This window comes from Iningainema tapete BLCC-T55 (genome assembly GCF_014698965.1).
In the GTDB taxonomy this organism is placed as follows: Bacteria; Cyanobacteriota; Cyanobacteriia; order Cyanobacteriales; family Nostocaceae; genus Iningainema; species Iningainema tapete.
The window spans coordinates 1-24760 of sequence record NZ_JACXAE010000017.1; the positions used below are offsets into that span (position 1 = coordinate 1).

Annotated in this window: 29 protein-coding genes and 2 pseudogenes; 21 read left to right on the forward strand and 10 right to left on the reverse strand. The window is 39.6% G+C overall.

Annotation, left to right across the window (positions count from 1 at the left end):
• Positions 1-367: 367 nt before the first annotated feature.
• From ICL16_RS45285 to ICL16_RS04045, 4 genes are all read left to right on the forward strand, one after another.
• Entirely contained in the window at positions 368-451 is an 84-nt protein-coding gene (locus ICL16_RS45285) for a helix-turn-helix domain-containing protein (protein ID WP_238360592.1), read from the forward strand.
• Between the two features lie 438 nt (positions 452-889).
• A complete protein-coding gene (locus ICL16_RS04035; RefSeq protein WP_190825613.1) occupies positions 890-1180 on the forward strand; it encodes a prevent-host-death protein in 291 nt (96 codons plus the stop codon).
• A gap of 31 nt (positions 1181-1211) precedes the next feature.
• Positions 1212-1559 carry a type II toxin-antitoxin system VapC family toxin gene (locus tag ICL16_RS04040; RefSeq protein ID WP_238360593.1) on the forward strand — a complete coding sequence of 116 codons (348 nt, stop codon included), beginning with the start codon at positions 1212-1214 and terminating at the stop codon, positions 1557-1559.
• Between the two features lie 165 nt (positions 1560-1724).
• Complete coding sequence (locus tag ICL16_RS04045; protein WP_238360590.1) at positions 1725-2012, forward strand: helix-turn-helix transcriptional regulator; 288 nt, start codon at positions 1725-1727, stop codon at positions 2010-2012.
• A gap of 160 nt (positions 2013-2172) precedes the next feature.
• Here ICL16_RS04045 and ICL16_RS04050 read toward each other — a convergent pair whose 3' ends face one another.
• Together ICL16_RS04050 and ICL16_RS04055 are read right to left on the reverse strand one after the other, a co-directional pair.
• Entirely contained in the window at positions 2173-2505 is a 333-nt protein-coding gene (locus ICL16_RS04050) for a type II toxin-antitoxin system RelE/ParE family toxin (RefSeq protein WP_190825614.1), read from the reverse strand.
• Positions 2502-2762 carry a ribbon-helix-helix domain-containing protein gene (locus tag ICL16_RS04055; protein WP_190825615.1) on the reverse strand — a complete coding sequence of 87 codons (261 nt, stop codon included), beginning with the start codon at positions 2760-2762 and terminating at the stop codon, positions 2502-2504. Before ICL16_RS04055 ends, ICL16_RS04050 begins: the two co-directional genes overlap by 4 nt.
• A 98-nt stretch (positions 2763-2860) precedes the next feature.
• Here ICL16_RS04055 and ICL16_RS04060 point away from each other — a divergent pair.
• Together ICL16_RS04060 and ICL16_RS04065 are read left to right on the forward strand one after the other, a co-directional pair.
• Positions 2861-3081: pseudogene (locus ICL16_RS04060) on the forward strand (toxin-antitoxin system HicB family antitoxin).
• Between the two features lie 5 nt (positions 3082-3086).
• Positions 3087-3377, forward strand: coding sequence for a XisI protein (locus tag ICL16_RS04065; protein WP_337906907.1), 291 nt, complete (start codon positions 3087-3089; stop codon positions 3375-3377).
• 60 nt (positions 3378-3437) lie between these two features.
• Here ICL16_RS04065 and ICL16_RS04070 read toward each other — a convergent pair whose 3' ends face one another.
• The gene (locus ICL16_RS04070; RefSeq protein WP_190825616.1) at positions 3438-4223 is read right to left on the reverse strand and encodes a DUF4058 family protein; all 786 of its coding nucleotides are present in this window, start codon (positions 4221-4223) and stop codon (positions 3438-3440) included.
• A 134-nt stretch (positions 4224-4357) separates the two neighbouring features.
• Here ICL16_RS04070 and ICL16_RS47130 point away from each other — a divergent pair, with 134 nt between their 5' ends.
• From ICL16_RS47130 to ICL16_RS04080, 3 genes are all read left to right on the forward strand, one after another.
• On the forward strand, positions 4358-5062 hold the full coding sequence (locus ICL16_RS47130) for an SWIM zinc finger family protein (protein WP_337906903.1): 705 nt from the start codon (positions 4358-4360) through the stop codon (positions 5060-5062).
• A gap of 110 nt (positions 5063-5172) precedes the next feature.
• Entirely contained in the window at positions 5173-6147 is a 975-nt protein-coding gene (locus tag ICL16_RS47135) for a tetratricopeptide repeat protein (protein WP_337906904.1), read from the forward strand.
• 46 nt (positions 6148-6193) lie between these two features.
• Complete coding sequence (locus ICL16_RS04080; RefSeq protein ID WP_190825617.1) at positions 6194-6565, forward strand: DUF2237 family protein; 372 nt, start codon at positions 6194-6196, stop codon at positions 6563-6565.
• Between the two features lie 11 nt (positions 6566-6576).
• On the opposite strand, the gene ICL16_RS04085 is transcribed toward ICL16_RS04080, so the two are convergent.
• Positions 6577-6735: a hypothetical protein gene (locus tag ICL16_RS04085; protein WP_190825618.1), complete on the reverse strand. Its 159-nt coding sequence runs from the start codon at positions 6733-6735 to the stop codon at positions 6577-6579.
• Between the two features lie 244 nt (positions 6736-6979).
• On the opposite strand from ICL16_RS04085, the gene ICL16_RS04090 reads away from it, so the two are divergent.
• From ICL16_RS04090 to ICL16_RS04100, 3 genes are read left to right on the forward strand one after another with little or no spacing between them, the layout of a single operon-like run.
• On the forward strand, positions 6980-8179 hold the full coding sequence (locus ICL16_RS04090) for a sigma-70 family RNA polymerase sigma factor (RefSeq protein WP_190825619.1): 1200 nt from the start codon (positions 6980-6982) through the stop codon (positions 8177-8179).
• 45 nt (positions 8180-8224) lie between these two features.
• Entirely contained in the window at positions 8225-9424 is a 1200-nt protein-coding gene (locus ICL16_RS04095) for a DUF1822 family protein (RefSeq protein WP_190825620.1), read from the forward strand.
• A 29-nt stretch (positions 9425-9453) separates the two neighbouring features.
• Positions 9454-11760: a CHASE2 domain-containing protein gene (locus ICL16_RS04100; protein WP_190825621.1), complete on the forward strand. Its 2307-nt coding sequence runs from the start codon at positions 9454-9456 to the stop codon at positions 11758-11760.
• Here ICL16_RS04100 and ICL16_RS04105 read toward each other — a convergent pair.
• The gene (locus ICL16_RS04105; protein WP_190825622.1) at positions 11739-11918 is read right to left on the reverse strand and encodes a hypothetical protein; all 180 of its coding nucleotides are present in this window, start codon (positions 11916-11918) and stop codon (positions 11739-11741) included. The two genes, ICL16_RS04100 and ICL16_RS04105, sit on opposite strands and share 22 nt — an antisense overlap.
• 102 nt (positions 11919-12020) lie before the next feature.
• Here ICL16_RS04105 and ICL16_RS04110 point away from each other — a divergent pair, with 102 nt between their 5' ends.
• Complete coding sequence (locus tag ICL16_RS04110) at positions 12021-12197, forward strand: hypothetical protein (protein ID WP_190825623.1); 177 nt, start codon at positions 12021-12023, stop codon at positions 12195-12197.
• A 31-nt stretch (positions 12198-12228) separates the two neighbouring features.
• Here ICL16_RS04110 and ICL16_RS04115 read toward each other — a convergent pair whose 3' ends face one another.
• Positions 12229-13344, reverse strand: coding sequence for a hypothetical protein (locus ICL16_RS04115; RefSeq protein ID WP_190825624.1), 1116 nt, complete (start codon positions 13342-13344; stop codon positions 12229-12231).
• A 223-nt stretch (positions 13345-13567) separates the two neighbouring features.
• Between ICL16_RS04115 and ICL16_RS04120 the strand changes: the two genes are divergently transcribed.
• Both ICL16_RS04120 and ICL16_RS04125 read left to right on the forward strand, forming a co-directional pair.
• Positions 13568-13867: a type II toxin-antitoxin system HigB family toxin gene (locus ICL16_RS04120; RefSeq protein ID WP_190825625.1), complete on the forward strand. Its 300-nt coding sequence runs from the start codon at positions 13568-13570 to the stop codon at positions 13865-13867.
• On the forward strand, positions 13851-14255 hold the full coding sequence (locus ICL16_RS04125) for a helix-turn-helix domain-containing protein (protein ID WP_190825626.1): 405 nt from the start codon (positions 13851-13853) through the stop codon (positions 14253-14255). Before ICL16_RS04120 ends, ICL16_RS04125 begins: the two co-directional genes overlap by 17 nt.
• Before the next feature lie 142 nt (positions 14256-14397).
• Here the strand turns inward: ICL16_RS04125 and ICL16_RS04130 are convergent.
• Positions 14398-14665, reverse strand: a pseudogene (locus ICL16_RS04130) (transposase); the annotation flags it as partial.
• Between the two features lie 282 nt (positions 14666-14947).
• Between ICL16_RS04130 and ICL16_RS04135 the strand changes: the two are divergent.
• The 4 genes from ICL16_RS04135 (at position 14948) to ICL16_RS04150 (ending at position 19223) form a co-directional block, all read left to right on the forward strand.
• The gene (locus tag ICL16_RS04135) at positions 14948-16606 is read left to right on the forward strand and encodes a GTPase (RefSeq protein WP_190825627.1); all 1659 of its coding nucleotides are present in this window, start codon (positions 14948-14950) and stop codon (positions 16604-16606) included.
• 18 nt (positions 16607-16624) lie between these two features.
• Entirely contained in the window at positions 16625-18211 is a 1587-nt protein-coding gene (locus ICL16_RS04140; protein ID WP_190825628.1) for a GTPase, read from the forward strand.
• A 302-nt stretch (positions 18212-18513) separates the two neighbouring features.
• Entirely contained in the window at positions 18514-18831 is a 318-nt protein-coding gene (locus tag ICL16_RS04145) for a hypothetical protein (protein WP_190825629.1), read from the forward strand.
• Positions 18828-19223: an aspartyl protease gene (locus tag ICL16_RS04150; protein ID WP_190825630.1), complete on the forward strand. Its 396-nt coding sequence runs from the start codon at positions 18828-18830 to the stop codon at positions 19221-19223. The genes ICL16_RS04145 and ICL16_RS04150 overlap by 4 nt, the downstream gene beginning before the upstream one ends.
• Before the next feature lie 4 nt (positions 19224-19227).
• Here the strand turns inward: ICL16_RS04150 and ggt are convergent, their stop codons facing one another.
• Positions 19228-20991, reverse strand: coding sequence for a gamma-glutamyltransferase (gene ggt / locus ICL16_RS04155; RefSeq protein WP_190825631.1), 1764 nt, complete (start codon positions 20989-20991; stop codon positions 19228-19230).
• Between the two features lie 280 nt (positions 20992-21271).
• Between ggt and ICL16_RS04160 the strand changes: the two genes are divergently transcribed.
• Positions 21272-22534, forward strand: a complete 1263-nt coding sequence (locus ICL16_RS04160) for a glycoside hydrolase family 10-like protein (protein ID WP_190825632.1) — start codon at positions 21272-21274, stop codon at positions 22532-22534.
• 61 nt (positions 22535-22595) lie between these two features.
• Here ICL16_RS04160 and ICL16_RS04165 read toward each other — a convergent pair whose 3' ends face one another.
• Positions 22596-22853 (reverse strand): ParE family toxin-like protein, encoded by a 258-nt coding sequence (locus ICL16_RS04165; RefSeq protein ID WP_190825633.1) that lies wholly within the window; start codon positions 22851-22853, stop codon positions 22596-22598.
• A complete protein-coding gene (locus ICL16_RS04170; RefSeq protein ID WP_190825634.1) occupies positions 22831-23052 on the reverse strand; it encodes a hypothetical protein in 222 nt (73 codons plus the stop codon). The genes ICL16_RS04165 and ICL16_RS04170 overlap by 23 nt, the downstream gene beginning before the upstream one ends.
• A gap of 31 nt (positions 23053-23083) precedes the next feature.
• Between ICL16_RS04170 and ICL16_RS04175 the strand changes: the two genes are divergently transcribed.
• Positions 23084-24742 carry an RluA family pseudouridine synthase gene (locus ICL16_RS04175; protein ID WP_190825635.1) on the forward strand — a complete coding sequence of 553 codons (1659 nt, stop codon included), beginning with the start codon at positions 23084-23086 and terminating at the stop codon, positions 24740-24742.
• The last annotated feature ends 18 nt before the right edge of the window (positions 24743-24760 follow it).

Sequence of the window (24760 nt, forward strand, 5' to 3'; positions counted from 1 at the left end):
TTTCCAATTTAAACAGCTAAAAAGAAATAATTTGAGTGACTAAAATTGCCTTATCACTACATATTTACCACTACCCACACTTTCATCTACTGACACCAGGCAACTTTAGCAAGTAAAGTCCAACTTAAGCATTTAGTATTTTTCTTTCACAAACAGTTGCGAACCAGTGTTACAGCATTCATTGGTCAAAAGTTACTGCTGTTTGTATTGTTTTTATTGGAGATTACCATGATTGAGACAACCCGAACGTTCACGACCGATTAGGTATCTCCTCGGTGGTGATACCATTGCTGACGCCTTAGAAGAGCGTAATTGAACGCAAGCACAATTAGCAGAGCGTTTAGGCTACACCACCGAACATATCAATTTGCTCATCAATGGCAAAGCACCAATCAATGAAGAAACAGCCTTGAAGCTAGAACGAGTTTTGGGTAGTACAGCAGCCTTCTAGCTCAGATATGAAGCCCAATACCGCGCTGCTCTAACTCGGATTGAAGAAGAAAACCGCCCAAAGGGGTAGACATCCTGTGCAAATTTGAACCCGTCTTGTCAGAGTTAGAGCCACTAGGCAGAGGACAAGCAAGCCCTCAAATACAGGAGTCTCAAATTTGATGCTCACGGCGTATACTACACAAGTGGTTGTGATTTCTCAATTCAATTGATATTCAACTGGCGATCGCTTACATAAACCCCATCAACAGAAGTGCGATGGCACAGAGTGTCCGCCTTCGGCGATCGCAGTTTGTCAATTGGCAATTTAGCTTTAGCGAAAAATCGTAGTATGATCGCTCATTTGACTCAATTGCTTAGAGTGCGATCACTTGCGAAAATAAGCTAACTTGAGAACAGCCTCTATATCCAATACTTCCAAAACTTGGAGATTTGTAGAATGAAATGGACACTTGAAGAAGCCAAAAAACAGCTACCTTCAATAATTAATGCGACAAGTCTTGAACCTCAGCTAATTTATACTGAAGAGGAATTAGTAGCTGCAATTGTAGAGCCTGAGCTTTTTAAAGAATTTTTAAACTGGCGGCAAAAAACTGCACAAACATCTCTAGCTCAAGTCTTTAAAGAACTTCAGCAGTTATGTACTGAAGAAAATTATAGCTTAGAGATACCACCACGAAGTGATCGCGATAATCCTTTTACGGAAGACTATGATGAGTCATCTTTGTGACACGAATATAATCAGTGAATTAACTCGCCCAATGCCAAATCCAGGGGTAATAGCATGGAGCGGGACTGTGACATCTATTAACTTAAGTGTAATTACAATTGAGGAAATTTATTATGGTTTAACAGCCAAGCCTAATGCTAGAATCCAAAACTGGTTTGAAAACTTTCTGACAACTCACTGTCAAATTCTCCCCATCACCTCAGAAATTGCCAAGTGTTCGGGTGAATTGAGAGGCTTTTTGAGAACTCAAGGTAAACCGCGCTCGCAAGCTGATATATTAATTGCGGCAACAGCTAAAATACATTCTTTGACACTTGTTACTAGAAATATTAAGGATTTTGACGGTTGTGGTATATCCACATTAAATCCATTTAGTTAAATATTTATTCTGTTTGACAGAATTGCCAAGAGTGCAGATCTCGAAGGCGGTAGACGACTTGTATTTAAACCAGATAACGACTCCATCCCTCTCACAGAGGATGGAAGTATTGATTGGTCAAAAGTTAGTGTTGTTTGTATTGAATTTAATTGGAGATTACCATGATTGAGACAACCCGAACATTCACTCCCGATTGGGTATCTCCTCGGTGGTGATACTATTGCTGACGCCTTAGAAGAGCGTGATTGTTGCTGTGCACAATTAGCAGAGCGTTTAGGCTACACCACCGAACAGATCAATTTGCTCATCAATGGCAAAGCACCGATTAATGAAGAAACAGCCCTGAAGCTAGAACGAGTTTTGGGTAGTACAGCAGCATTCTGGCTCAGATATGAAGCCCAATATCGCGTCGCTCTAGCTCGGATTGAAGAAGAAAACCGCCCAAAGGGGTGAACATTTTTGTTAGCTCAGTTACCAATCAAAGAATTGATGAACCTTGGTGTAATTCCCAAGTGCCATTGAATCAGTAATGCGATCGCAGCTTTAAAACGGCTTAAAGTGCTGCTTTGTTTAGCTTTATGGCAATTTTCCGATTTAAGGTTGTTATTTTGGGTTAAAATTCTTCATCTAACTCACTTAGTACATCTGCTAAATCTCTTGCTCCATGAAATACCCGTAGAATTTCAACGGTAGTATCTTGAATACGATAAAAAATTAAATAATCCTCAAAATCTTTAATACGCCATTGTCTAATTTCGCCCAATCTGGTATCCACCAATTGGGTCACTTTTCCGATTCTAGGGGTTTTTAGTAACTGTTCAAAAGTCACTTCCGCAGCATTTAAAAATTTAACAGCTACATCCGCATTGCCATTGACCAATATATAATTTGCCAACTGTCGCAAATCTTGCGTTGCCTTATCTTTGACAACTAACCGATAGCTCATGCTTCGTTCGAGTTCGACCTATTGTTCTCACCCAAAACCGTAGAACGCAAAGAGTGCCAATATTCTGGTGTTACTTCCTGTCCTGGAGAATCAATACCTTCGAGTAAAAGAGCTTCCAACTTTTCTTGTGCTTTGCGTTTTTGGTCTTGCTGTACTAAATCTAAAAAATATTCGCCAATGCTATTGTATGCACCAGCCATTACTTGTGCCTCAATGTAAACGCGCACCCGCTCAGGTATATCGATATTGATATTCATTGGGTCTTCAAGCATAAAGATCATTTACCATTTTAACTTACAGTTTCACATCAACCCTAAATTCCTCAACGTCTATGCTAATTCATCCCGCTATTGGTGTGGAGCGTTTAACTATTCGTTTACCAGACGAGAAGCATAACAGATTGAAAGAACTTGCTCAAACCAAAGGTATAAGTGTCAATAAGCTGATTAAAGAACTTTTTACCATAGCTAAGCGCAGAATTTGATGCCTATACAAGATTTAAAGCAATGGCTGCGACTGGCAACCCCGAAGAAGGGTTAAGAATACTGGCGCTTACTTGATGCTCTGACAGAATAGAGCTAATAGCGCTTAGGGATACAAACACTGACTGTAGTCAGACAAAAGTACAACTGATATTTGATACAGAGCGCGATCGCTATCAAGTTCTTAATAAAGGTTTGCAATATTTAACAAGAATATTCGGTTGTATCATCTACGTGGAAATTAAAGATGGCAAAATTTGGATCGAACGAGATGGTACAGAAATTGGAGTTGCGAATGAATTAGTAGAAGCAGGAGTTCCCAAACAAGATATAGTTCTAGCGTTTAGGGCTCCCTATAAACGGAAATTTACTGAGTTTCCTGTTGGTTAAAGTGGTAGGTGCAAATGTACAATTTGAAAAGCATCAGTTCAAGAGGTTTACTTATTTATGCTACCTCAATCCCTTTTCTTTCAAAACCTCATCAACCCAAGCAATATTCTCTTGTGACAGTGGAGGTATAGGTTCTTGAGTATAGTCAATGACTAAATCATAATTACCTTCGTCATATAATTCATTAATTAATGTTTGTATATCTAGTAACGGTTCTGTATCACCTTCCCGTAAAGGTAAGGGATAAAAAGGAATCGAATTTTGTAAATTAAATGCGTATAAATCAGCTTTTGGACGCGAGTAAGCACGGCTGACTAAAATTCTATAGTCAGTTTGAAGATTATTTTGTATTTGCTGAATTGGCTTACCATCTCGCAGCAAATCAATTTCCACTAAATTCGTACAACTACCTAATACCTGTAACCGCTTTTTTACATACGCATTTCGTCCTTCCCCAGGACGCTTATTTTTTGGAGAAATAATTTCAATTACGGTGACGACTTCTTGCGTCGCGATATCTCGTACTTCTAAATAAGTTTCCTTGATAGTTTCAGGCATCGTCACATCAACTGTCACAGCTTCGACTGATGGAGATGCAACAGCAGTATTTGCTTTTTGTGGTAGTGATGTTTTTTGCTTACTCTGTAGTGCGACATCAGCTACACCCACCAACAGCGAATCTTCATTAGTTGTCTGGTACACACGTTTTTCAATCGCCACTTTATATTTAGGACGCAATTGGGGGTTGAGTTTCCGGAAAATAGCTGCTATCAATAGATTATGGATTTCTGACCACAATAACGGATTCTCTAAATATGGGTTCATCCCCGGAAACGGTGAAGCCATGAAAGCACCTCAAGACAATTTCTACTCCCCAGTACCTCTATTAGTGGTGCTAGGGCATTAATATAGTATATATATACTAATCGATTCTGTGTCCGCGATTGTAGCATAGACTATAAATAAAAAACTAGAATGCTATGTCGATTCCACCGATATCAGAAGCGATCATCCGCCATAACTCCAATGCTTCATCCTACAGTCGTGGTGAAGAATATTACAGGGCAGGAGCGGTAATTGACCAGAAAAAATGTGGTAATCTGATTCAAGCAGATGTCGAAGGTAGCGAAATTAAGCCATATAAAGTCAGTATTGGTTTTGATGCTGGTGGAATTACCTCAGTTAACTGTAGCTGTCCTTATGATTACGATGGTTGGTGTAAGCATATCGTCGCCACCTTGTTAACTTGTTCGCGCTCTGCTAAAGTAATTGAAGAACGTCCAAGTCTAAAGTATTTATTGAGTCGTCTCAACTACGAACAAACTCAACAACTGCTGGAAGAATTAGTTGAGAAACAACCAGAATTAATTGATGATATTGACTACTTTGTTAGTTTATTGGTTTCGCCTATTTCAGCCAAACCACCAACTAAGCGTCAAACTAAAATCGACGTTGCACCTATTCGCAGTCAGGTAAAACGGATTTTGCGGAATGGGTTGGAAGAATTAGAGTATGGTAGGGAAGATGATCCATTTAGCGAAGAGTTGCTTGCTGTGATTGAAAAAGCAAGAGAATTTGCCCAAAATGGAGATGGGAATAATGCGATGTCTACGACAAGCCGCTCCGCGTCTACGCCATCCTCGAAACCATCACCACAACCTATGCAGAGGAATGGGACGAGTTAACAAATTATGGTGGTGATTGTTATTCAATTGCAGAACCCCTCAATAGTGCATGGACAGAAGCAATTTTATGTGCAAAGCTGACTGAAGCAGAAGTTATTGATTTACAAGTAATGCTGGAATCGTGGCAGGATGAAATCGATATAGATTTTGCCATGAGTTTATCAGCATTGCACCAAGGATGGAATTACCCACCACTGCAAAGAGTAATGAAAGGTGAGTCTGCACAAATTTGGGCAGATAATCGACCAGAATTTGCTAATGATTTAGCATTAATTCGGTTGCAAATCCTTGAACGTCAAAATCGATATACAGAGTATTTAAATCTTGCTTTTGCAGAAGGAATGACGCTGCAATATTTGATACAACTGGCAGCTTTAGGGCGAGTTGAAGAGGCGATGTCTGCTGCTAAAAATCAAATGGAAACAGCAGAAGCTGCCTTTGCTCTTGCGAAAATATTGCGTGATGATGGATACTTATCTGAAGCATTGAAAATTGCTCAGGCAGGACTAAATTTATCAGGAAAGTGTTTGTATGAATTAGCTTCTTGGACAAGCGACTTAGCACAAGGTTTAGGTAATATATCAACTGCATTAAATGCCAGTATTGTTGCATTTGAAACAGAACCATCATTTCGAGATTATGTTAAAATAGAAGAGTTGGCAGGGGAATTGTGGTCAGAAGTCAAACCAGATTTACTCCAAGTGTTGCGAGACGATACAGGCTGGGGAACGCAAGCAGCAAAAGTTGATATTTTCTTGCATGAAGAATTGATTGATGATGCTATTAAAGTAGTAAAAACAGATGGTTACTATCGCTCAGAATTGGTTCATAGAGTTATGGAGGCAGCAATCCCTCATCGTCCTGATTGGGTAATTGATAATGCTCAAAAACGGGCAGAAGAAATTATGAATCAGGGTAAAGCTGATAGATACAATGAAGCAGTGAGGTGGCTGCAAAAAGTCAAAGCTGCTCATTTTCAACTGAGACAACAAGCTGAGTGGACTGCTTATCGTTCAAAATTAGAAGCAGATCATGGACGCAAACGTAAATTAATGGAATTATTTAAAGAACTAAATAAATCATAATTGGCTCAAGCCAAGCTACACTATTATAAGGTATTAGGAATTAGCAATGACAGAAGCTAACAATGTACTAGGCGGACAACTTGAGACTTGCTGCACGAATCCCATGACTGGGTATTACCGCGATGGCTCTTGCCGTACAGGTGGGCAGGATTTTGGGTTGCACGTCGTTTGCGCCCAGGTAACAGCAGAATTTCTTGAGTTTACCAAATCGCGGGGAAACGATCTTAGCACTCCGCATCCGGAATATCAATTTCCTGGGTTGAAACCAGGCGATCGCTGGTGTTTATGTGCTTCACGCTGGAAAGAAGCTCTTGATGCTGGGGTTGCTCCACCAGTCGTCTTATCAGCTACCCATCCCAGAGCTTTGGAAGTTGTTTCCCTAGACGAACTGAAAAAACACGCCCTCACTTCCTCCTAAACACATTTACATCATCCCAATCCTAAATTCTTCATAGCTTTCCACAGATTACTTCGTCGCTGATGTTCAACTCGCCACCGGGAAAGTAACTTCTGATAGTCTTGTGGTGCTAGTTCGTTCAATGCCGACATCCACGCTGCATGTTGAGTGTAATCTGATTTTTGCGCCATTTCCGGTCTAGGTACGCGCGTTGTGCAAATGCGCTTTCCAATAAGCTATCACCTTGTCCAACAAATCACTTGGGGCATATTGTTGTAAATGCGATCGCCTTGATGCATCTAGAAGAGATTTTAGGAACAGCGATCGCTCTCATAAACTCCGAATGCGATTAAATTTAGAGGGTTATATTACTATCTCATCCATTAAAATTGCTAAATTTAAAATGGCAATAAATTAAGATAAAGTCTTAAATATATGCGCCCTCGTTTAAAAATCGCCGAAATGTTTTCTACTTTCGCTCACTTTGATTATAATAGTGACGCAAGATGGAGCACCGATAATAAACTGCGCCGAAGCATCGAAAATTGTCTGTCCAAGTCATCATCACCAGAATCAGATCAATTTTGGTCGTTGTATTGGTATAAAATTTGGCGTAATAATGCTGAGAATTTAGCTTTTATGCATTTGTCAGCTTACTTGCAAGAACCTTGCTACTGGGCAGCCAAAAATATAATGAAAAAGTTTTACAGCACTAAGTACGAGTTAGCTGATTACTTTCAAATGGGTATTGCGGAAGTACAAAAAATTTGCAATGGGTTTAAACCTGAAAAAAATGTTAATTTAAAAACTTATGCGACGATCGCGTTTCTTAGCTTGTTAAAAGAGATTTTGCGTCAGCGTCAAGATGTTCATATTTGTACAGATTGGGCTTTGTTACGTAAGGTGACAAAAAAACGCTTTGTAGAAGCTCTTGTAAGTGCTGGACTAACTTCAGAAGAAATAGCTAGGTATAAATTAGCGTGGAAATGCTTTCAGGCACTGTATATTCAGCAACATGCTGGTGGTATTGAGAGATTACCAGAGCCTTCCCGGAAGTTGTGGTCAGAAATTGCAAATCTTTACAATCGTGAACGTCAAAGTCAACTAGTATCTGCAAGTAGAGAATTAGATGGAGAGATGGTTGAGCAGTGGTTGAGAAAAACTGCTACTTGGATACGTTCCTACCTTTATCCAACAGTAGATTCTCTGGATGTACCAAAACCAGGAAGCAACTCACCAGGACATTGGGATTTACCTGAATTGACCTCCGAGTCTTTAATGACAGAACTAATTGCGCAGGAGAATACCCAAGAAAGTCAAAATCGAAGAGAGGAAATACATAATTTTTTACTAGCTGCTTTAAAACAACTTACTCCTGAACTGCGAGAAGTTCTGCAAATGTACTACCAGCAAGACTTAACTCAACAAGAAATTGCCAGAAGATTAGGTAAAGACCAGGTTTGGGTTTCTCGCAAGTTAAGTAAGAGCAGGAAAATCCTATTGGAGGAATTAACTAAGTGGGAGCAAAAGTCAGAAAAAAGTCAACAAGGAGTGAATGTTTCCCCAGATCCGAACCTATTAAAAGATAGGAGCGATGCTTTAGAGGAATGGCTCCGAGTTCGTAAATGGTTTTGACCAAAATTGTTTGGCATTAGGTTTTGAATTGATCAGGAGATAAAAGTGACTTTTTTATTTGCTCAACCAAAGGAATGGTGGTTAGAAGTTTCCTCACCACAACAGGCTAAGTTCTGGGAACAAAGCCAACAACATGTAACACCCAATAGTCGTTGGAATGCGTATATTAATCGCGTATGCCTTTATACAGTATTGGATTTAATCCAAGATAATGCCCCGGAAGCGAGAATATGGCTTGATGTAGATAATATGTCTGCTGTGTGGGATGTTGTGAATGGTAGTGCAATTACGATAGGTACGACAAAGCTAGTCATAATTCCAACTGAAGCAATTGATGATGGAGAGTTAGAGGTTCCTCAGGAGTGGGTAGATATTCCCAATTGGGTTGGAGATTATTATATCGTGGTACAGTTTAGACCTGAGGGTAATTTTTTACGCATTTGGGGCTATACAACCCATCAAGAATTAAAAAATAACAGTGAATATGACCCAGATGACCGAACTTATTGTCTAGATGCATTACTTTTGACACACGACATGGATACTCTGTGGGTAAGGCATGAGTGTTATCCTGAAGCACCAACCAGAGCGCATGTTTCTCCTTTACCGGAATTATCTGTAACACAGGCAGAAAATTTGATTGGGCGTTTGGGTGATGCTGCACTAGTTTTTCCGCGCTTGTCTGTGCCGTTTGCAACTTGGGGTGCCTTGCAGGAAAATGACATATGGCGTCAAAATCTTTATGCAACGCGACGAGGAATTCAAGTCAGTAATATATCCCAATTAACACGACTAAGTGAATGGTTGCGGGGTGGATTTGATAATATCTGGCAAACAATTGAAGATACGTTCGCGCATCAACAAGTTGCTACAGCTTGGAGAAGTCAAAATACACAAAATTTAACGTCTCAAAATCAAAACTCGATATTTATTATTAACCGAGTCAAAATATTAGATTTTAGTTCTCTCTCAGGTAACGAACAAGTTGCTTTGCTAATAGGAATATTGCCAATTAACGATATTGAAGTGACAATTGGTTTTGAGATTCGTCCTCTAGATAATGTTGATTATTTACCAGATGATGTACAAGTTCGGTTGCTTGATGAAAACGGTGTTGAGGTGGGAATAGCCAATGCGGCTGTTACTCAGACTATTCAATTTCAATTTAGTGGTCAACCAGGTGAAAGGTTTAGTATAGAGGTTGCTTGCAGCGGTAAAGTTATAACAGAACATTTTGTAATTTAACCTTGTAGGCATAAACAGGATGCTTCTTTATGAGCAAAAGAGTAATTTTAAAATTAGATGGGTCTTTAGAACAAGGATTTAAAGTTACTTTGGAGGTGGGTGAAGAAGGACAGGTTCACTTTAGTGAAACTACAGGTAATTTACCTCCGAATCCTAAACTTCTTCAATGTTTGGATTTGTGGCAGCAAAATTACCGTCAAATTTTGGAGAGTACTCGTATTACTCTTCAAAAAGTCAAAATTCAAACAAGTTCCTTATCGCAAATTGATACTTGCCGTCGTTTCGCGAAAGATTTACAAACTTGTTTCAAACAGTGGTTAGAATCTGCTGAATTTCAAAATGTAGAAAAACGATTGCGAGAAGTGTCAAATCAGGAAGAAGCAATTCGCGTTTTGATTCGCACCCCTGATCATCGACTGCATAAACTACCTTGGCATTTCTGGGAATTTATTGAAAGATATTCTCAATCAGAAATTGCTTTCAGTACGCAGCTAGGTCAGATAAATTTTAGTAAACCTAGAGAAAAAGTACAAGTTCTGGCAATTTTAGGAAATAGCAAAGGGATTGATACAGAAACTGACCGTAAAATGCTGCAAGAACTTCCAAATGCGGAGGTTACGTTCTTAGTAGAACCATCGCGTCAGCAAATTAATGACCTGCTTTGGGATCGATCTTGGGACATTTTCTTTTTTGCTGGACATAGTGAAACTAATGAAAATCAAGGTCGGATTTACATTAATCGTCAGGATAGCTTGACATTAGATGAACTTAAGTACAGTTTACGACAGGCAATTAAAAATGGATTGCAGTTGGCGATTTTTAACTCGTGTGATGGTCTAGGGTTAGCTTATGAACTAGAACAATTGCACTTGCCACAACTGATTGTGATGCGCCTCCCTGTGCCAGATCAGATTGCACATGAGTTTTTAAAGAATTTCCTGAATGCTTTCGCGCACGGTGATTCGCTTTATGTTGCCCAAAGAAAAGCGCGAGAAAGGTTGCAGGGGATGGAGGATAAATTTCCCTGTGCTAGCTGGTTGCCGATTATTTTCCAAAATCCTACAGTGGTACCACCGACTTGGGAGACTTTGTCTAACCCGCCAAAAAGCAAAAAATTTAAGAAATGGCGTCAGGTGGGAGCATTATGTGCTGCTAGTGTGGTAGTAACTGGTTTGGTGATGGGAGTGCGTTTCTTAGGAATGCTAGAAGGATTAGAGTTACCTGCTTATGACCAGATGATGCAGATGCGTCCCCAAGAACCTCCAGATGATAAATTTGTCATCATCAAAGTTACAGAGGATGATTTTAAATTGCCTGAACAAAAGGACAGACTTGGTTCGCTATCAGATCGAGGACTAGATTTAGTTTTAAAGAAGTTGAACCCACACGAACCAAGAGTTATTGGTTTAGACATCTTCCGCGATTTTAAAGCCAATCCTAAGTATAAAGATTTAGCAAATAACCTACGACAAAATAATTTTATTGGTACGTGTTTTGTTGGCGATTCCAAAGCTAGGATTGGTGTTTCTCCACCACCCAAATTTACGAGAGCGCAAATTGGATACGCAGATGTTTATCCTGACCGTCCTTATAATATTATGCGCCGTGCTGTCTTGGCAATGAAACCCGAACTAACAGACCCTTGTCAGGCAGAGTATTCCTTGAGTTTCAAAATTGCACAAACTTATTTAAAGAAAGAAGGTATTGAACTCAAATTTACTCCAAAACAGTATTTACAATTAGGCAAAGCAGTATTTGAACCTTTAGAAAATCATAGTAATGGCTATCAAAAATTAGATGATTATGGGCATCAAATTTTAATTAATTATCGTTCTGTAAATAACTCTCCTTTGAACTTAACTCAGAATATATTTACATTGAAGCAACTGCTTAGAGATGAAGTACCACTTGATGTAGTCAAAGACAAAGTTGTATTAATTGGCGTAGATGCTATAGGTAGCGCTAAAGACCATTTTTTGACACCTTACAATCAAGATAAACAAGAACTGTTGCCTGGTGTAATACTTCATGCTCAGATTGCAAGTCAAATTATTCATGCAGCTTTAGGCGATCGCCCATTACTTAGAGTTTGGTCAGTAGAGACTGAGGTTTTTTGGATATGGACTTGGTCTTTACTCGGTGGTTTATTAGTTTGGCAGTTGAGAAGGACGCCTGTTTATTTAGCTTTGGCAGCTAGCCTGAGTTTGCTTCTTTTATATGCTCTTTGTTATACCTTCCTCGCCTACAAGTCAACTTGGATACCTTTTGTACCTACAGCAATAGTTTTTGTAGTTACAGGATGTTGTTTTTTCAACTACCACAATCCTAAAATGTAGAATCCGAATATATTCGTGACTATTTCGGCAAGCCGTTGCCGATTAGTCATAACTACTAAATTGCTGGCAACTATTATTGCAACTATTGCCCCCAGCCAGAGATACCGCAAAAATTCTCTTAGCCAAACGAATCCGTCGTTTGGCTTTCTTTTTGCCATAGGCGCATAAATCCTCACCGCTTACCACTACAGAAATTTAGAAAACAAAAGCTAGTTGTTCAGCAACAGCTACAAAAACAACAATTTACAAGCTAAATAATCATGAAAAAATCACTATTTTTTGCACTTGCTGTAGTGTCTACTTTGACCTGCATATCTCCTGCTTACGCCAAAGTTACAACAAACCAGTTAACCATATCAAATAACAAACAAGTAACACAAGCGAACCCAGCTGACCGTGGAAAACCAAGTAATCCAATACCAGCAGGTCGTCGGTAACCATCAAATGCGGATAGTTTTTGCGGTTGAATCACAACCCCACTTTCTGCAAACGTGAAATTAAACCAGGACGATTACTGTAATCTTTCTTCATTTGCTGGATACTAGACTTAAATTCAGCCAGTTTTCCTTGATACTCTGCCAAATCTCGTAATTGTACTAGATAGGCGATCGCCTGATCGTAAGGTTTTGATTGTTTAAGTTCAATCAGTTTAAAAACTTCCTCCCACACTTGTGTTTCTTTCTTGGCTAAGGCTTCAAGTTTTTCGATTTTCTTCAAGCTTGCAGCTTTTTGCTCTTGTTGTTGACGATGTTCTGTTTCCTCTGAAACAAGTTTAAGTAATTCAGACAGAGTTCTTCTTGGAGTATAATTATCAACATTCTTTTCTTGTTTATTAGACAGTTCCCGCAGTCTATGAATAAGTTGAACTCCAAGGTGAGATTCACCTCTAACAAGTCTGACTAAAAAATCATTTCGCTCTGACTCGCTCAAAGATGGGATCAAATCTTCTAAATCTTCATCCTCTTCTTCTGCAAAATCGCTATTCTTTGCTGCCGCTGCAATCAAATCTTGATCAATCTCAAAAAACTCAACAAAAGTTTTGAGTGATGCTGATAAGTCTTGGAGGTTAGGAGGTACAGGCGGTTCGAGTATATCTTCCTCTTCTTCGTCTTCGTCACTTTCCATAGGTGCAGCTTTTAACCATGCCAGGTATAAACTGCGTAAATCACCACGCAATAAATCATCCCGCAGCGAGACTAAACTTGATAGCCATCCGCCACCTTCAGCCCAAGCAGAAATTTCTTCATCGCAAATATTGATGTCAATAATGACAAAGTTTCGAGTAGTTGAGATAGAGATAGTGCGAGAAAGACAGTATGGTTCCAAAACTGTTGTATCAACCAGAGATATGGGCAAACGAAACATCAACTGTCGGGAACCCCAATTTGCCATGTACAGCATGACATCAAAACATTTTTCCAAAAGCTCCTTGGGTTTGCCGCGAAAATCGCCATAATTGTAAACGAACACTGCTTGGGTTGATGTTAGTTCTACCCGACTGGAAAGACTTTGGACATAGGTTTTTTCCTCAGTGGTTAACGGTTTATCCAAAGCCAGAAATTCGTAGTACTGATATTCGCTCACTGTACCCTCCCGGATGGCGGTATAACTTAACTATAAAGTGCAGTGGTGCAAAGTTAATTGGAAGTTGATCATTGCATACTTTAAATAGTATCATTTATAGGTAGTAATGAATATGACTGAGTATAACCAGCGTTTAGAAGAGATTTTAGGAAAAATGTAGGTTAAGTACGCTCGGCGTAACCCAACACAGCATAACTTAACATATAATCTTTAATTAGAGAAGATGCACGTCATTAGTTTTAAAGCCTTAAGAGAATATGCTGAAATTCATGCAGATAGTCGGGAAGCTCTTATTTACTGGTATAAAGTTGCTAGTAAAGCGAAATGGTCAAACCTAGTTGAAGTACAGAATATTTTTTCTAAAGCTGAAGCAGTCGGTAACTTTACAGTCTTTAATATTAAAGGGAACAAATACCGATTGATTGTTAGTATAGATTATGAAGAGCAATTAATTTACGTTAAATATATCCTCACACACACAGAATATAATAAGGATTACTGGAAAAATGACCCTCACTTTTAATCAGGAAAAATATAAGGAGTTATTAACAACTTATCTTCCTAAACTTATTAAAACTGAAGCTGAAAACGAACAAGCTTTAGCTATTGTGGAAAATTTAATGTATCGTGAACGAACTCCTGAAGAAAATGAATTATATCAATTACTAATTACATTAATTGAAAAATTTGAACAAGAAAATTATCACTTTGACGCAACCCCAAGTAATCCTCAATCTTTATTATCATTCCTTTTTGAACAATCGAACAAAAATAAAGACGATTTGCAAGTATTTTTCGGCTCGGAAACTTCGGTTGATGATATTTTAGAAGGTAGACAAAATATCACTCCAGAATATGCTCAAAAACTTGGCGCTTTTTTTCACGTAGAGCCAAGCTTATTCATCGAATAAATTTTATTGGAGTTTCAGGTACGTTGATTTAGACTTTGTCGGCGAATTTGTAAAATTTACTTTTGGTTGTGACGAAATTGAAGTTTCCGAAGCGCTATTTATTTGCTTGGTGGGATTAACACTGTAATTTAACTTAAAACACTTCTCTAATTGTAGATTCTTCACTACCATCCTTGAATACTGGCACAAACGGAAGCAGCGATGGTAAAAGTTTGTGCAAATACAACTTCCACTTCAACCTCCCATAAATTTATTACACGATAATCTTGACGTGCGTATAATCCTTCACAGTTTGATTCGTAGCGGTCTGGAATTGCTGCATTACTTTCTTTTAAAATGTTGATTAATACTATAAAAGTAGGCAAGTCATACTTTTCTTCGGCAAGCTGCCTCACCGCTCCGCGTCTACGCGCTTTGTTTATGTGCTTCTCCCATAGAACGAAGCTTTCACTTATTTAAGACCGTATAAACACTTTTATAAAATGTTTTTTATTAACTATTTACTACGTGTCAACGCTGGTGACGAGTATAAGGTATTTATGGCAATATTCTTACATTACCTCCTATCAGCATAAATCTTTATTTATCAGATAAAAGTATTTTTTAATACGCCTAATTAGAAAAGGTGCTAGTCAAGTAGAGCTACTACCTATCTATCTGTACAGCAAATATCTATACTTTGGGTTCCTACAATGTCGGACAATGCTTTAGAAAATCTTCGCCAAATTTTTCAAGATCAACCAGAGCTTTTAAAAGTTATTGAGTTGGGTGATATAGAGTCAAAGAAACTAGTAGATGTTTTTAGGGAAAGCAATGAGTTGTTTGCGACTCCTGTTAATTTGTACGTGACTGGACGTACTGGTGCTGGCAAAACTTCTTTGGGAAATTGTCTTTTAGAAGAAGTAAAAATGAAATCTACAGGGTACATGGATTGTACAGATAGTGTAGGTTTCTTCAAACTAGCTAGTAATCTTTGCTATTTCGACTTACCGGGTGCTGGTAGTGATGGTAATTTTGAAAATATTAATCGTGCTGTTTTACTAGTGCCTCAACTTGATGAAAAAGATATAGACATAATTACTATTGAAGAGTTTAAAAAAATTGATTACTCCACTCCAGTAGAAGAAATAGAAATTATCAAAGTTGAAGAATGGCAATCAGAAGCTAAACAAAAGGAAGTTCAGCCAGATGTTATTCTCTATGTGATTGCGCCTCATATGCAGTTTCTTCGTGATGACCAACGTTATCTATGTGACCTCTTAAAATCTCAACTCAAATATTATCACAGAAATAAAGTTGTTTTTGCACTCAATATTTTCAGTCATGAAAAGACAGGAGAAGTCAAGCATACTGAACAAAACTTAGAAGATGTTAAAAGTAAAATTACAACAATTTTTAAAAATGTTTACGCAACTAAAGAAAACCCTCCCATTTTTGAATTTGATGCCAAAACAGGTAAAGGCGTTAATGAAATTACCAGTTATATTTGTCAAATATTACCCAAAGAAAAGCTAGGGAATATACAGCAAGTCCTACGTAGTGATTTAAAAGAATTTGCTCAAAAACAGAGAAGTATTCACTATCAACAGACATTAATTAGTATTGCTAGCCGTTTAGCAGGTTATAAGGTTGACCAAAAAGCTGGAAACCAAGAAGACTTAATACAAGTTGCAGCTTCAGCAGTTTGTAGTTATGGGGTTAAAACGTTTAAAAACCAAGAGGAAATTGCCCAAATTAAAGCAGAACTCAATAAGATTATTGAGGATGCTGCAATGGAAATCAAGGAAAGCCAAACCAACGATATAAAGGTTATAAAAAATATTACTGAAAGTAAAGAAATTACTAAAGAGCGTCCCATTATCAAACAAGAGATTATAACGGATTATATTGAAGTCAATGAAATAAAAGTTAAAAAATTAAATCCTTTTAAAAAAGTAGTTAATACAGTGACAACATTTATAGGTGTGGGCAAAGTTTTTGAGGATAAAATTATTGCTGAGAAAGTGAAAAAACCTATTGAAAGGCTTGAAACTCGTTTTCTTGGTTATGAAAAAGAGGTAATTGATACCGTTGAAGCAGTAGTTGGACAGGTAGAAGAAATAGTTGGTAAAGAGTATCTTCAAGGTGGCTATCCAGTTATTAAGCTTATTTTAGCTTTGGGAAGGGGTATTCAGGCTTACTGTACTAACTCTAAATGCAGCTTACAAGATTGTATAAGCGAAGCAGAAGTTTATGTTGAGTGTAAGTTAGCTCATGTAGAAGCTGAAATTAAGCAGTTACTAGAGAGCATTCCAACTCAAAATATAGAGCAAAAGCTTATTCAGATAATAGAAAGAGAATTACTAAGATAAGTATATTAAGTATAAGTTATGAGATTCAAATTTAATCAACCATCAATATCAGCTATTCAAGCTAAATTTATTGTCGAGAGACTGGCAATTTATAGAAAAATTTGCAATGTCAATGTATTTGTAACTGGTAGGACAGGAAGCGGTAAAACTACTTTAGGAAATCGCTTGATTGGACTTGATTACTTTATGCCTTCTTCAGGGTATCAAGACTGTACTGATGAAATTAACCTACTTAAGTTTCCCATCGGTCTAAATTATTTTGACCTTCCTGGTGTCTGTAGTGATGACAGACTAGAAAATTATAATCGAGCCGCACTAGGTTTACAACAAGTAGAAAATTTTCCTTTAGTTGATAATCTGACATTAGCCCAGTACATCAACAACCAGACAACTCATAAAGAAAATTTTCGTGTTGATGAATTTAGTCAAGAGCAGTTTAAACCTGACATAATTTTTTATGTAATCGCATCTGATAAACAATTTTTACGTGATGACTGTATTTACCTAAAAGATTTGTTGCAACACCATCATCAGATTATTTATGTCTTGAATACATTCACAAATAAACAAGCAACTGATAGCCAATTAGCAACATCTCAAAATATTGCTGAGCTAGTCAAAAAAATTCACAAAGTTCACACTTCCGTTTTAGGGGAAAAAAGTCAGCCAGAAATAGTTAAGCTCAACTGTTGGACAGGAGAAGGAATTAGTGAGTTAATTACTTCCGCGAGACAGCAGATGCGAGGGGTTGATAAAGGGAAAATCTTTGATGAATTAATTAGCTACCAAAATGAAAAAACACCTGATGAGTTTGTCTATCAGGTAAAACTAGAAATATTAAGATTAATTGCATATGTAGCTTGTCAAAAGCCTGGTAATATCTCAAGTAATGAGGAATCCTTACACAATGCTTGTAATGCCCTTTGGGAATTTATTGCTACTTTGTTAGGTCGTTCTAAGCAAATTCCCAGTTTTGTACAAGAGTTAATTAATGCTCAAGTTGATTTAGTAATTAGCAAATGTACCGTACATCACTATGAAAAAGTAAAACAAAAGAAGTCTAAGGCAATTTATAAATCTGTGCCAGTTTTCAAAACTATCAGTGAACAAGTTCCTGACTACAGTTGTCCAATCAAAGAGAAAAGAACTGTTTGGGTTGAGACAAGCAACGTGTTTAAAGGTATGAAAAATCTTGTTAAATACGGTGAATATGGAAAGAAGAAAAAAGTGTACGAGATTGTTGGTTATCACACAAAAACTGTAACTCGCCAGATAATTGACAGATATAAAGAAGAATACTCCCATACAGAGTATTGGGAAGAAGAGACGGCAGAAGTTAAAATTGTAGGCACTAGTTATTCCTATTTCGGATATAGTGCAGTTTCTTTGCTACTCACACTTGCTCATCTGATAACTTCTGAACTCGTAAATAATAGTGAGATACCAAATATTCAAAATCAGTATGAATCATTGAATAAAATAATTTTAAATAAAGTTAAGAATTTACCCTATTTCCCTTTAGAACCCAAAGAAAAAGAGATTAACAATATTTTAAAATCTAAAAGTGACCAACTTTTTGATGTTTCTTTTAACCTGTTTAAGTAAGTAGGTAAAATACACTATAAGTTTGTAGTGAGATTAGAGAACGCTCAAGGCAAAGTTTATAAGGGCTAAAGCCCTTACTACAAACGTTCATTTTTTTTACGCTCAGATCTTGCACCATAATTTTCGTTACTCAATAAATAAATTTTGGAACTAAGATATCAAGTTAGAAGACAACTGTAACTGTTTCAGTCCGTTTTAATGGACTTGAGCTATTAGCCTAGAACTTGAGTTCTAGGCGTACTATAATAAGAAATGAAATCTTGCCATTAAAGAGATTCGCAATCCCAAATCCACTTATTGCCATGACTCAACAACCAACAAAACGCCCAATACGTCGAGGCAGAATATTTCCAGAACACACTATACCAAAAGAAGAACTGGACAGACGTGATGCAGAACGCAAAGCGCGTTATCAACTTTGTCGCCCTGTTTTTGAACGAGTTCGCGATGAGTTGATCGCTGACCATTACAACTGGTTTATGATTATTGAGCCAAATAGTGGTGACTACTTTATCGATCCTGATGAAGATGTTGCTGTGCAAAAAGCTCGTCAACATTACCCTAGTGGTATTCTTGTCATTTTCAGGATCAATGAGACTGGAGCTTGCGGAATGATATGATTTCCGGGTTCTTCGGTGACATTGGGGAATTATTTTTTCAAATTGATTTAATTACGGCTGATGGTGAGATATTCTCAATCGATGCACTATTAGATACCGGATTTACAACAGGGTGGTTAGCGATTAACATCCAGGATTTAGACGGGTTAGGTTGGTCTTTTATTGACTTAAATCGTACTATGCGAACTGCACAAGGTGAGGAAACTTTCGCTCTCTATGAGGGAAAGGTGATGTTGGATGGAGTTGAGTATACCATTCCAGTCCACGTTGGCAGAGAAATTCCAGAAACCTTGCTGGGTTTGCAGTGGCTAACAACAATGCGGTCAGTGGTGGATTCGCCATTGGGAGTGTTGACACTAGGAGACAGAAGCCTTCTGACTCCTGACTCCTGACTCCTTATTTGCCTGTAGCTTGTCCTTCGCGACGGGGATCTGCGCCGCCGATCAAACCCTGCTCAGTTAGTATAATAGCATGGGTACCACTGGTTTGTTCTACAATTTGCACCGTATGACCGAGTGCTTCTAAGCCTAGCTTGAGATCGGCAACATTTGGTGTACCCGCCTCCAAATCTGTTGGACTATTGCGATTACCAAAATTTGGTAATGCTACTGCTTGTTGGCTGTCGAGTTTCCAATCCAAAGCGGCAACTAGTGTCTTGGCAACGTAGTTGATAATTCTCGCACCGCCGACAGAGCCAACTACCATGACTAGCTTGCCATTTTGATCGAATACCATCATCGGAGACATCGCACTTCTGGGGCGCTTTCCTGGTTCTACGCGGTTGGCGACAAGCTTGCCGTCAGTAGTTGTGGGTGAGAAAGAGAAATCTGTGAGTTCATTGTTGAGTAAGAAGCCTCGCACAAACAATCTTGAGCCAAAAGCATCTTCAATACTAGTAGTCATCGATACTGCGTTGCCGTAGCGATCGACAACTGAAAGATGACTGGTGGAAGGAAACTCTGGGGAATCATCTTTTCCTCCCACAAACGCAGGTTGTAAAAATAGCTCTCCAGGAGGTTGGGCTTCACTCAAGGCACGCTCAAGGCTGATTAGTGATGCACGGCGTTTGAGGTATTCTGGATCGATCAATTCGTTAGATGGTACTGACACGAAATCTGGATCTGCTATATAGAATCCTCTATCCGCATAGGCAAGCCTTCCAGCTTCAGCGAAGAGATGAACTGATAAGAGTGAAGCTGGCTCTAAGCTTGGCAGGTCAAAATTTTCGAGGATACCGAGAATTTGTAACACAGTCAGCCCCCCGCTGGGAGCGCCCATCCCGCACACCTTGTAAACTCGGTAAATTCCACACACTGGTGGTCTTTCTATTGCCCGATAGGTTGCTAGATCGGTGGTTGTTAAGTCGCCTGGTACGTTTGCCTGTTGTACCGTTGCAACGATATCTTTAGCAATTTCTCCCTCGTAAAAGGCATCAGCACCTCGGTTAGCAACTTGGCGCAGCACTTGAGCGTAAGGTCGATTGACAAGTATAGTGCCAACAGGCTTGGGAGTGCCATCTGGTTGGAAGAAGTAGTTCTTAGCAGGCTCTGTGCGTTGGAGAAACTGTTCTACGCTCAGTAGAGTGTTCAAGCGTGGCGATATGGGGAAGCCTTGTTCAGCTAGTTTGATCGCAGGTTGAAAAAGTTGCTTCCAAGGTAATTTGCCATGTTTCTTGTGTGCCAGTTCTAGCATCCTGAATACCCCAGGCACGCCAACAGATTTTCCGCCAACAACAGCATCGAAGAACGGTAGGGGTTTGCCCTCTGCATCCAGAAATCTGTCTGGTTGAGCTGCTGCTGGTGCAGTTTCTCTACCGTCATAGGTACGAAGTTGTTTAGCTTTCGCATCATAATAAACGAGGAAGGCTCCTCCACCAATTCCAGAAGACTGTGGCTCAACTAAGCCGAGTACTAATTGGATCGCGATCGCCGCATCAACTGCACTTCCTCCAGCGCGGAGAATTTCACTACCTGCTGCTGACGCTAGGGGGTTAGCTGCCACTGCCATATACTTCTGAGTAATAACAGCATCGCGCTCAATCCTACCACTACCTGCTTCGGGTGCATCTTGTGTACGCGCCAATGTTGGCTGCAATAGGGCGGTTCCGACGGCAAGAGCCAGCAGACCAAAACGCAAGCGAATCTTACGTGCTATGACCACAGAGAATACCCTAATTTATATAGTTTTCTAAGTACTATTAGACCAGAGAACCGTACACTTTTAACATAAATACCCACTCACGCGCATCGGGGGTGGAAATATCCTTAAAAACCAACTACTTGCAGCGGCTTGAATGTTTTGGAATTAATTTATCGCTGCTTGGCACTATTTACTTACTAGCTGCGTCAAATATTCTACTGTACTGTGTCTGTTTCAGTGCAATTGAATGAACAACTACCAATTAACCAACTCTATGTAGGCATAAATGCTTGTAAACTATATGACTAATAGATTCACACAGCAAAGCAGACGATCGCGTGCTTGGGTAGCTCAGGTATCATTCAAGCCACTTCGTTTCATTCCTCACGGCGCGAGCCTACTCAAGCGTCTCTTCCCACTCCTAATTCTGATATCATTCCTGACAGTACTGCTAGTAGACAACCTTACTCCAGTATTTGCACAGCTACAAATACCCCGTCCGGAAATTCGTGGAGTTTGGATGACTAACAACGATTTTGACACCCTCAAAAATCGCGCCAAAGTGCAAGATGCAGTAAGTCAATTAAGAAGGTTGAACTTCAACACAATCTATCCTGTGGTGTGGAATTCTGGATACGTGATGTATCCTAGCGCCGTGGCAAAACGTACAGGAATTCAACCCTTTGTCTTGCGAGGATCAGATGGACATGATATAATAGCAGACCTAATCGCCAAAGCTCATCGCCAAGGATTGCTCGTGATTCCCTGGTTTGAGTTTGGCTTCATGGCTCCCCTGACATCAGAACTGGCATTGAATCATCCAGATTGGCTCACGCAAAAGCGAGATGGTAGCCAAACATCAATCAGTGCTGCAGGTGAGGTTGCATGGCTCAATCCTTTCGATCCAAAAGTGCAGAAGTTCATCACCGATCTTGTGTTGGAAATCGTCACTCAATATGATGTAGATGGCATCCAGTTTGACGATCACATGAGTTTGCCCCACGAATTTGGTTATGATAAATATACAGTTGCGTTGTATACACAAGAAACGCAGAACAATCCCCCCACAGATCCCCAAGATTCAGCATGGGTGCGTTGGCGGGCAGATAAAATCACAGCTTTTATGATTCAACTCAATCAAGCTGTCAAAGCCAGAAAACCCAAAGCAATTTTCTCCGTTTCCCCCAATTACTACGAATTTGCTTACAAGTTTCACCTGCAAGACTGGCTCACTTGGGTACGGCAAAATATTGTAGACGAGCTAATTATGCAAGTTTATCGTCCCAATCTGCAAAGTTATATCGCCACGATTTCCCGTCCAGAAATTCAAGAAACCCAACAAAAAATTCCCACCGGAATTGGTATTATGGCAGGCTTGCGAAATAACCGAGTTCCAATGCAACAAATACAGTCCCAAGTGCGAGCTGCTCAAGAACGTAACTTAGGCGTAGCCCTATTCTACTACGAAAGTCTCTGGAACCACGCTCCAGAACCTGTTGCACAACGGCAAGCACTATTTCAAACCCTCTTTTCTACTCCCGCACTCCGCGCTAGAGTAGAATAACCTTTTGGCTTGGCATCAGATTTCGCCCTCACACACACAACAAACTTTTAAAAAAGCTCCTTTAATTTAGAAAAACATCATAGTCTTCGTGATAGCCAATCCAGAACCAGTAATAATCGTCACCCTTCTTTAGCGCTAATGCTCGGTAGCCACCTGAAACTCGAGCTGACCACAAATTCTTACCAACCTTCTTAAAATGGAGAGATGGATGTGATGGGTTCTCTTTCCAAAGTTGGTATGCTTTTTGAGCTTGCTGTTTCATTTGCAAAGACAACACTGCATAAGCTTGCCAGAAATCAGGTGTCGTAAAGGACTTCATCAAGATCCCTCACGTTATTTGCTGCAATGTCAGCTTCTGCTTTAGCAATCAGACGATCCAATTTACCAGATTCTAAATCCGCTTCGATTTGCCGATCCCAGGCTTCATCTAAGTACTCCTGAAGCCATACAGCAAGTTCGCGAATTTGCAAGGGTGGAAGTTGTTTGATGGCTGCTTCGATTTCTGTCAGGGTAGACATATAAAAAAATACGTTTTTTGAATGTACTTCTATGGCTAGTTTACTGCACCGGCTTTCAGATTTCATAGACGGTGATTTTGCTGATAGCGACTTGTCTCCTAGCTATTGGTATGAAGGGCGTTGTTCTCAAGGTGAGTTACTGAGATTGCCCCGCACTCCAAAGGCAGAGGCGATCGCTCGCGGTTTAATGCAACACCTTACCACACATGAGCGTTATTCTCAAGAGGGTAAGATGTATGGTATACTACTAGTTGAACTACCATACGGTGAACAACGAGTAATCAAAGCTTTCTCCGGGCTGCTGAATGGTTGCAGCACAGTAGAAGGTTGGGTGCCACCAATTCCCGGTAGAAATCAAGTTGCCCTCGAAGAGGAACACACCTTAGCTGTTTTGGAAGCTATCAAGCTCGAACTTATTACCTTAAAGCAACTTCCTCAACGACAGCAGTACGAAACCCTTGCTCACGAGTTTGAGCAGCGTTTGCAAGAGTTAAACTTAAACCATCGCGATCGCAAACAGCAACGACAAGAAAAACGTCAGATATTCTCCACAACACTAACTGGAGTTGCCCTCACTTCTGCCTTGGAACAACTTGACGAAGAAAGTCGCCAAGATGGAATTGAGCGAAAAATACTCAAGCGCCAACGAGATGAAATGTTGCAGCCCCTCAAGCAACTAATTGAAGCAGCAGATGCGCGGATCAGAGAACTTAAACAACAGCGTAAAGAAATGTCTCGCCAACTCCAAGCACAGATGCACGCTGCTTACTCGTTGATGAATTTTTTCGGCAAGTCACGTTCTTTACAGCAATTAATGCCGTCTAACTCAATGCCCACTGGTACAGGAGATTGCTGCGCTCCAAAGCTACTCCATTATGCCGCAACTCATCAGCTAAAACCATTGGCAATGGCAGAGTTTTGGTGGGGAGTGTCATCTATTAATCAAGAGAAAATTCCTGGACAATTTTACGGGGCTTGTGTAGAAAGATGTCAGCCATTGATGGGGTTTCTCCTTTCTGGATTACCCAATCCAGATGTAGAGACGTTGCAGGCAACGTCTCTACCACCAATTATTTATGAAGACGAATGGTTGATTGCTGTGAACAAACCACCAGGGCTACTATCAGTTCCAGGTCGTAAAAGCGATCGCCAAGATAGTATCCTCAGTCGTTTACAAAATTCCCGAACGGATGGTAATCAGCTTACCACTGTCCATCGTTTAGATCAAGAAACATCTGGTATTCTTCTGTTAGCGCGTGATGAGCAAACGATGCGTCAACTTAGTAAACAGTTTCAGGAACGCCAAGTTCATAAGGTATATGAGGCTGTACTTTCCGGTTGTGTTACAACTGATCGAGGTGTGATTGAATTACCATTATGGGGAGATCCTTTGAATCGTCCGTATCAAAAGGTTGATTTGCAGTACGGGAAAGCTTGTGTGACTCACTTTCAAGTGATGGCAAGGGAAGGAGAGTATACTAGGGTGGAGTTTATGCCGCTAACAGGGCGCACTCATCAATTGAGGGTTCATGCTGCTGATGCTAGAGGGCTTGGGATTCCTATTTTGGGCGATCGTCTTTATGGGTGTTGTGTAGGAGCTAGTCGTTTACATTTGCACGCGAGGGAGGTTTGTTTTGAGCATCCTTGGTTGGGGGAATCTCTTCATTTACGGGTGAAGACGCCTTTTTAGGATTTATTTTCTCACGCA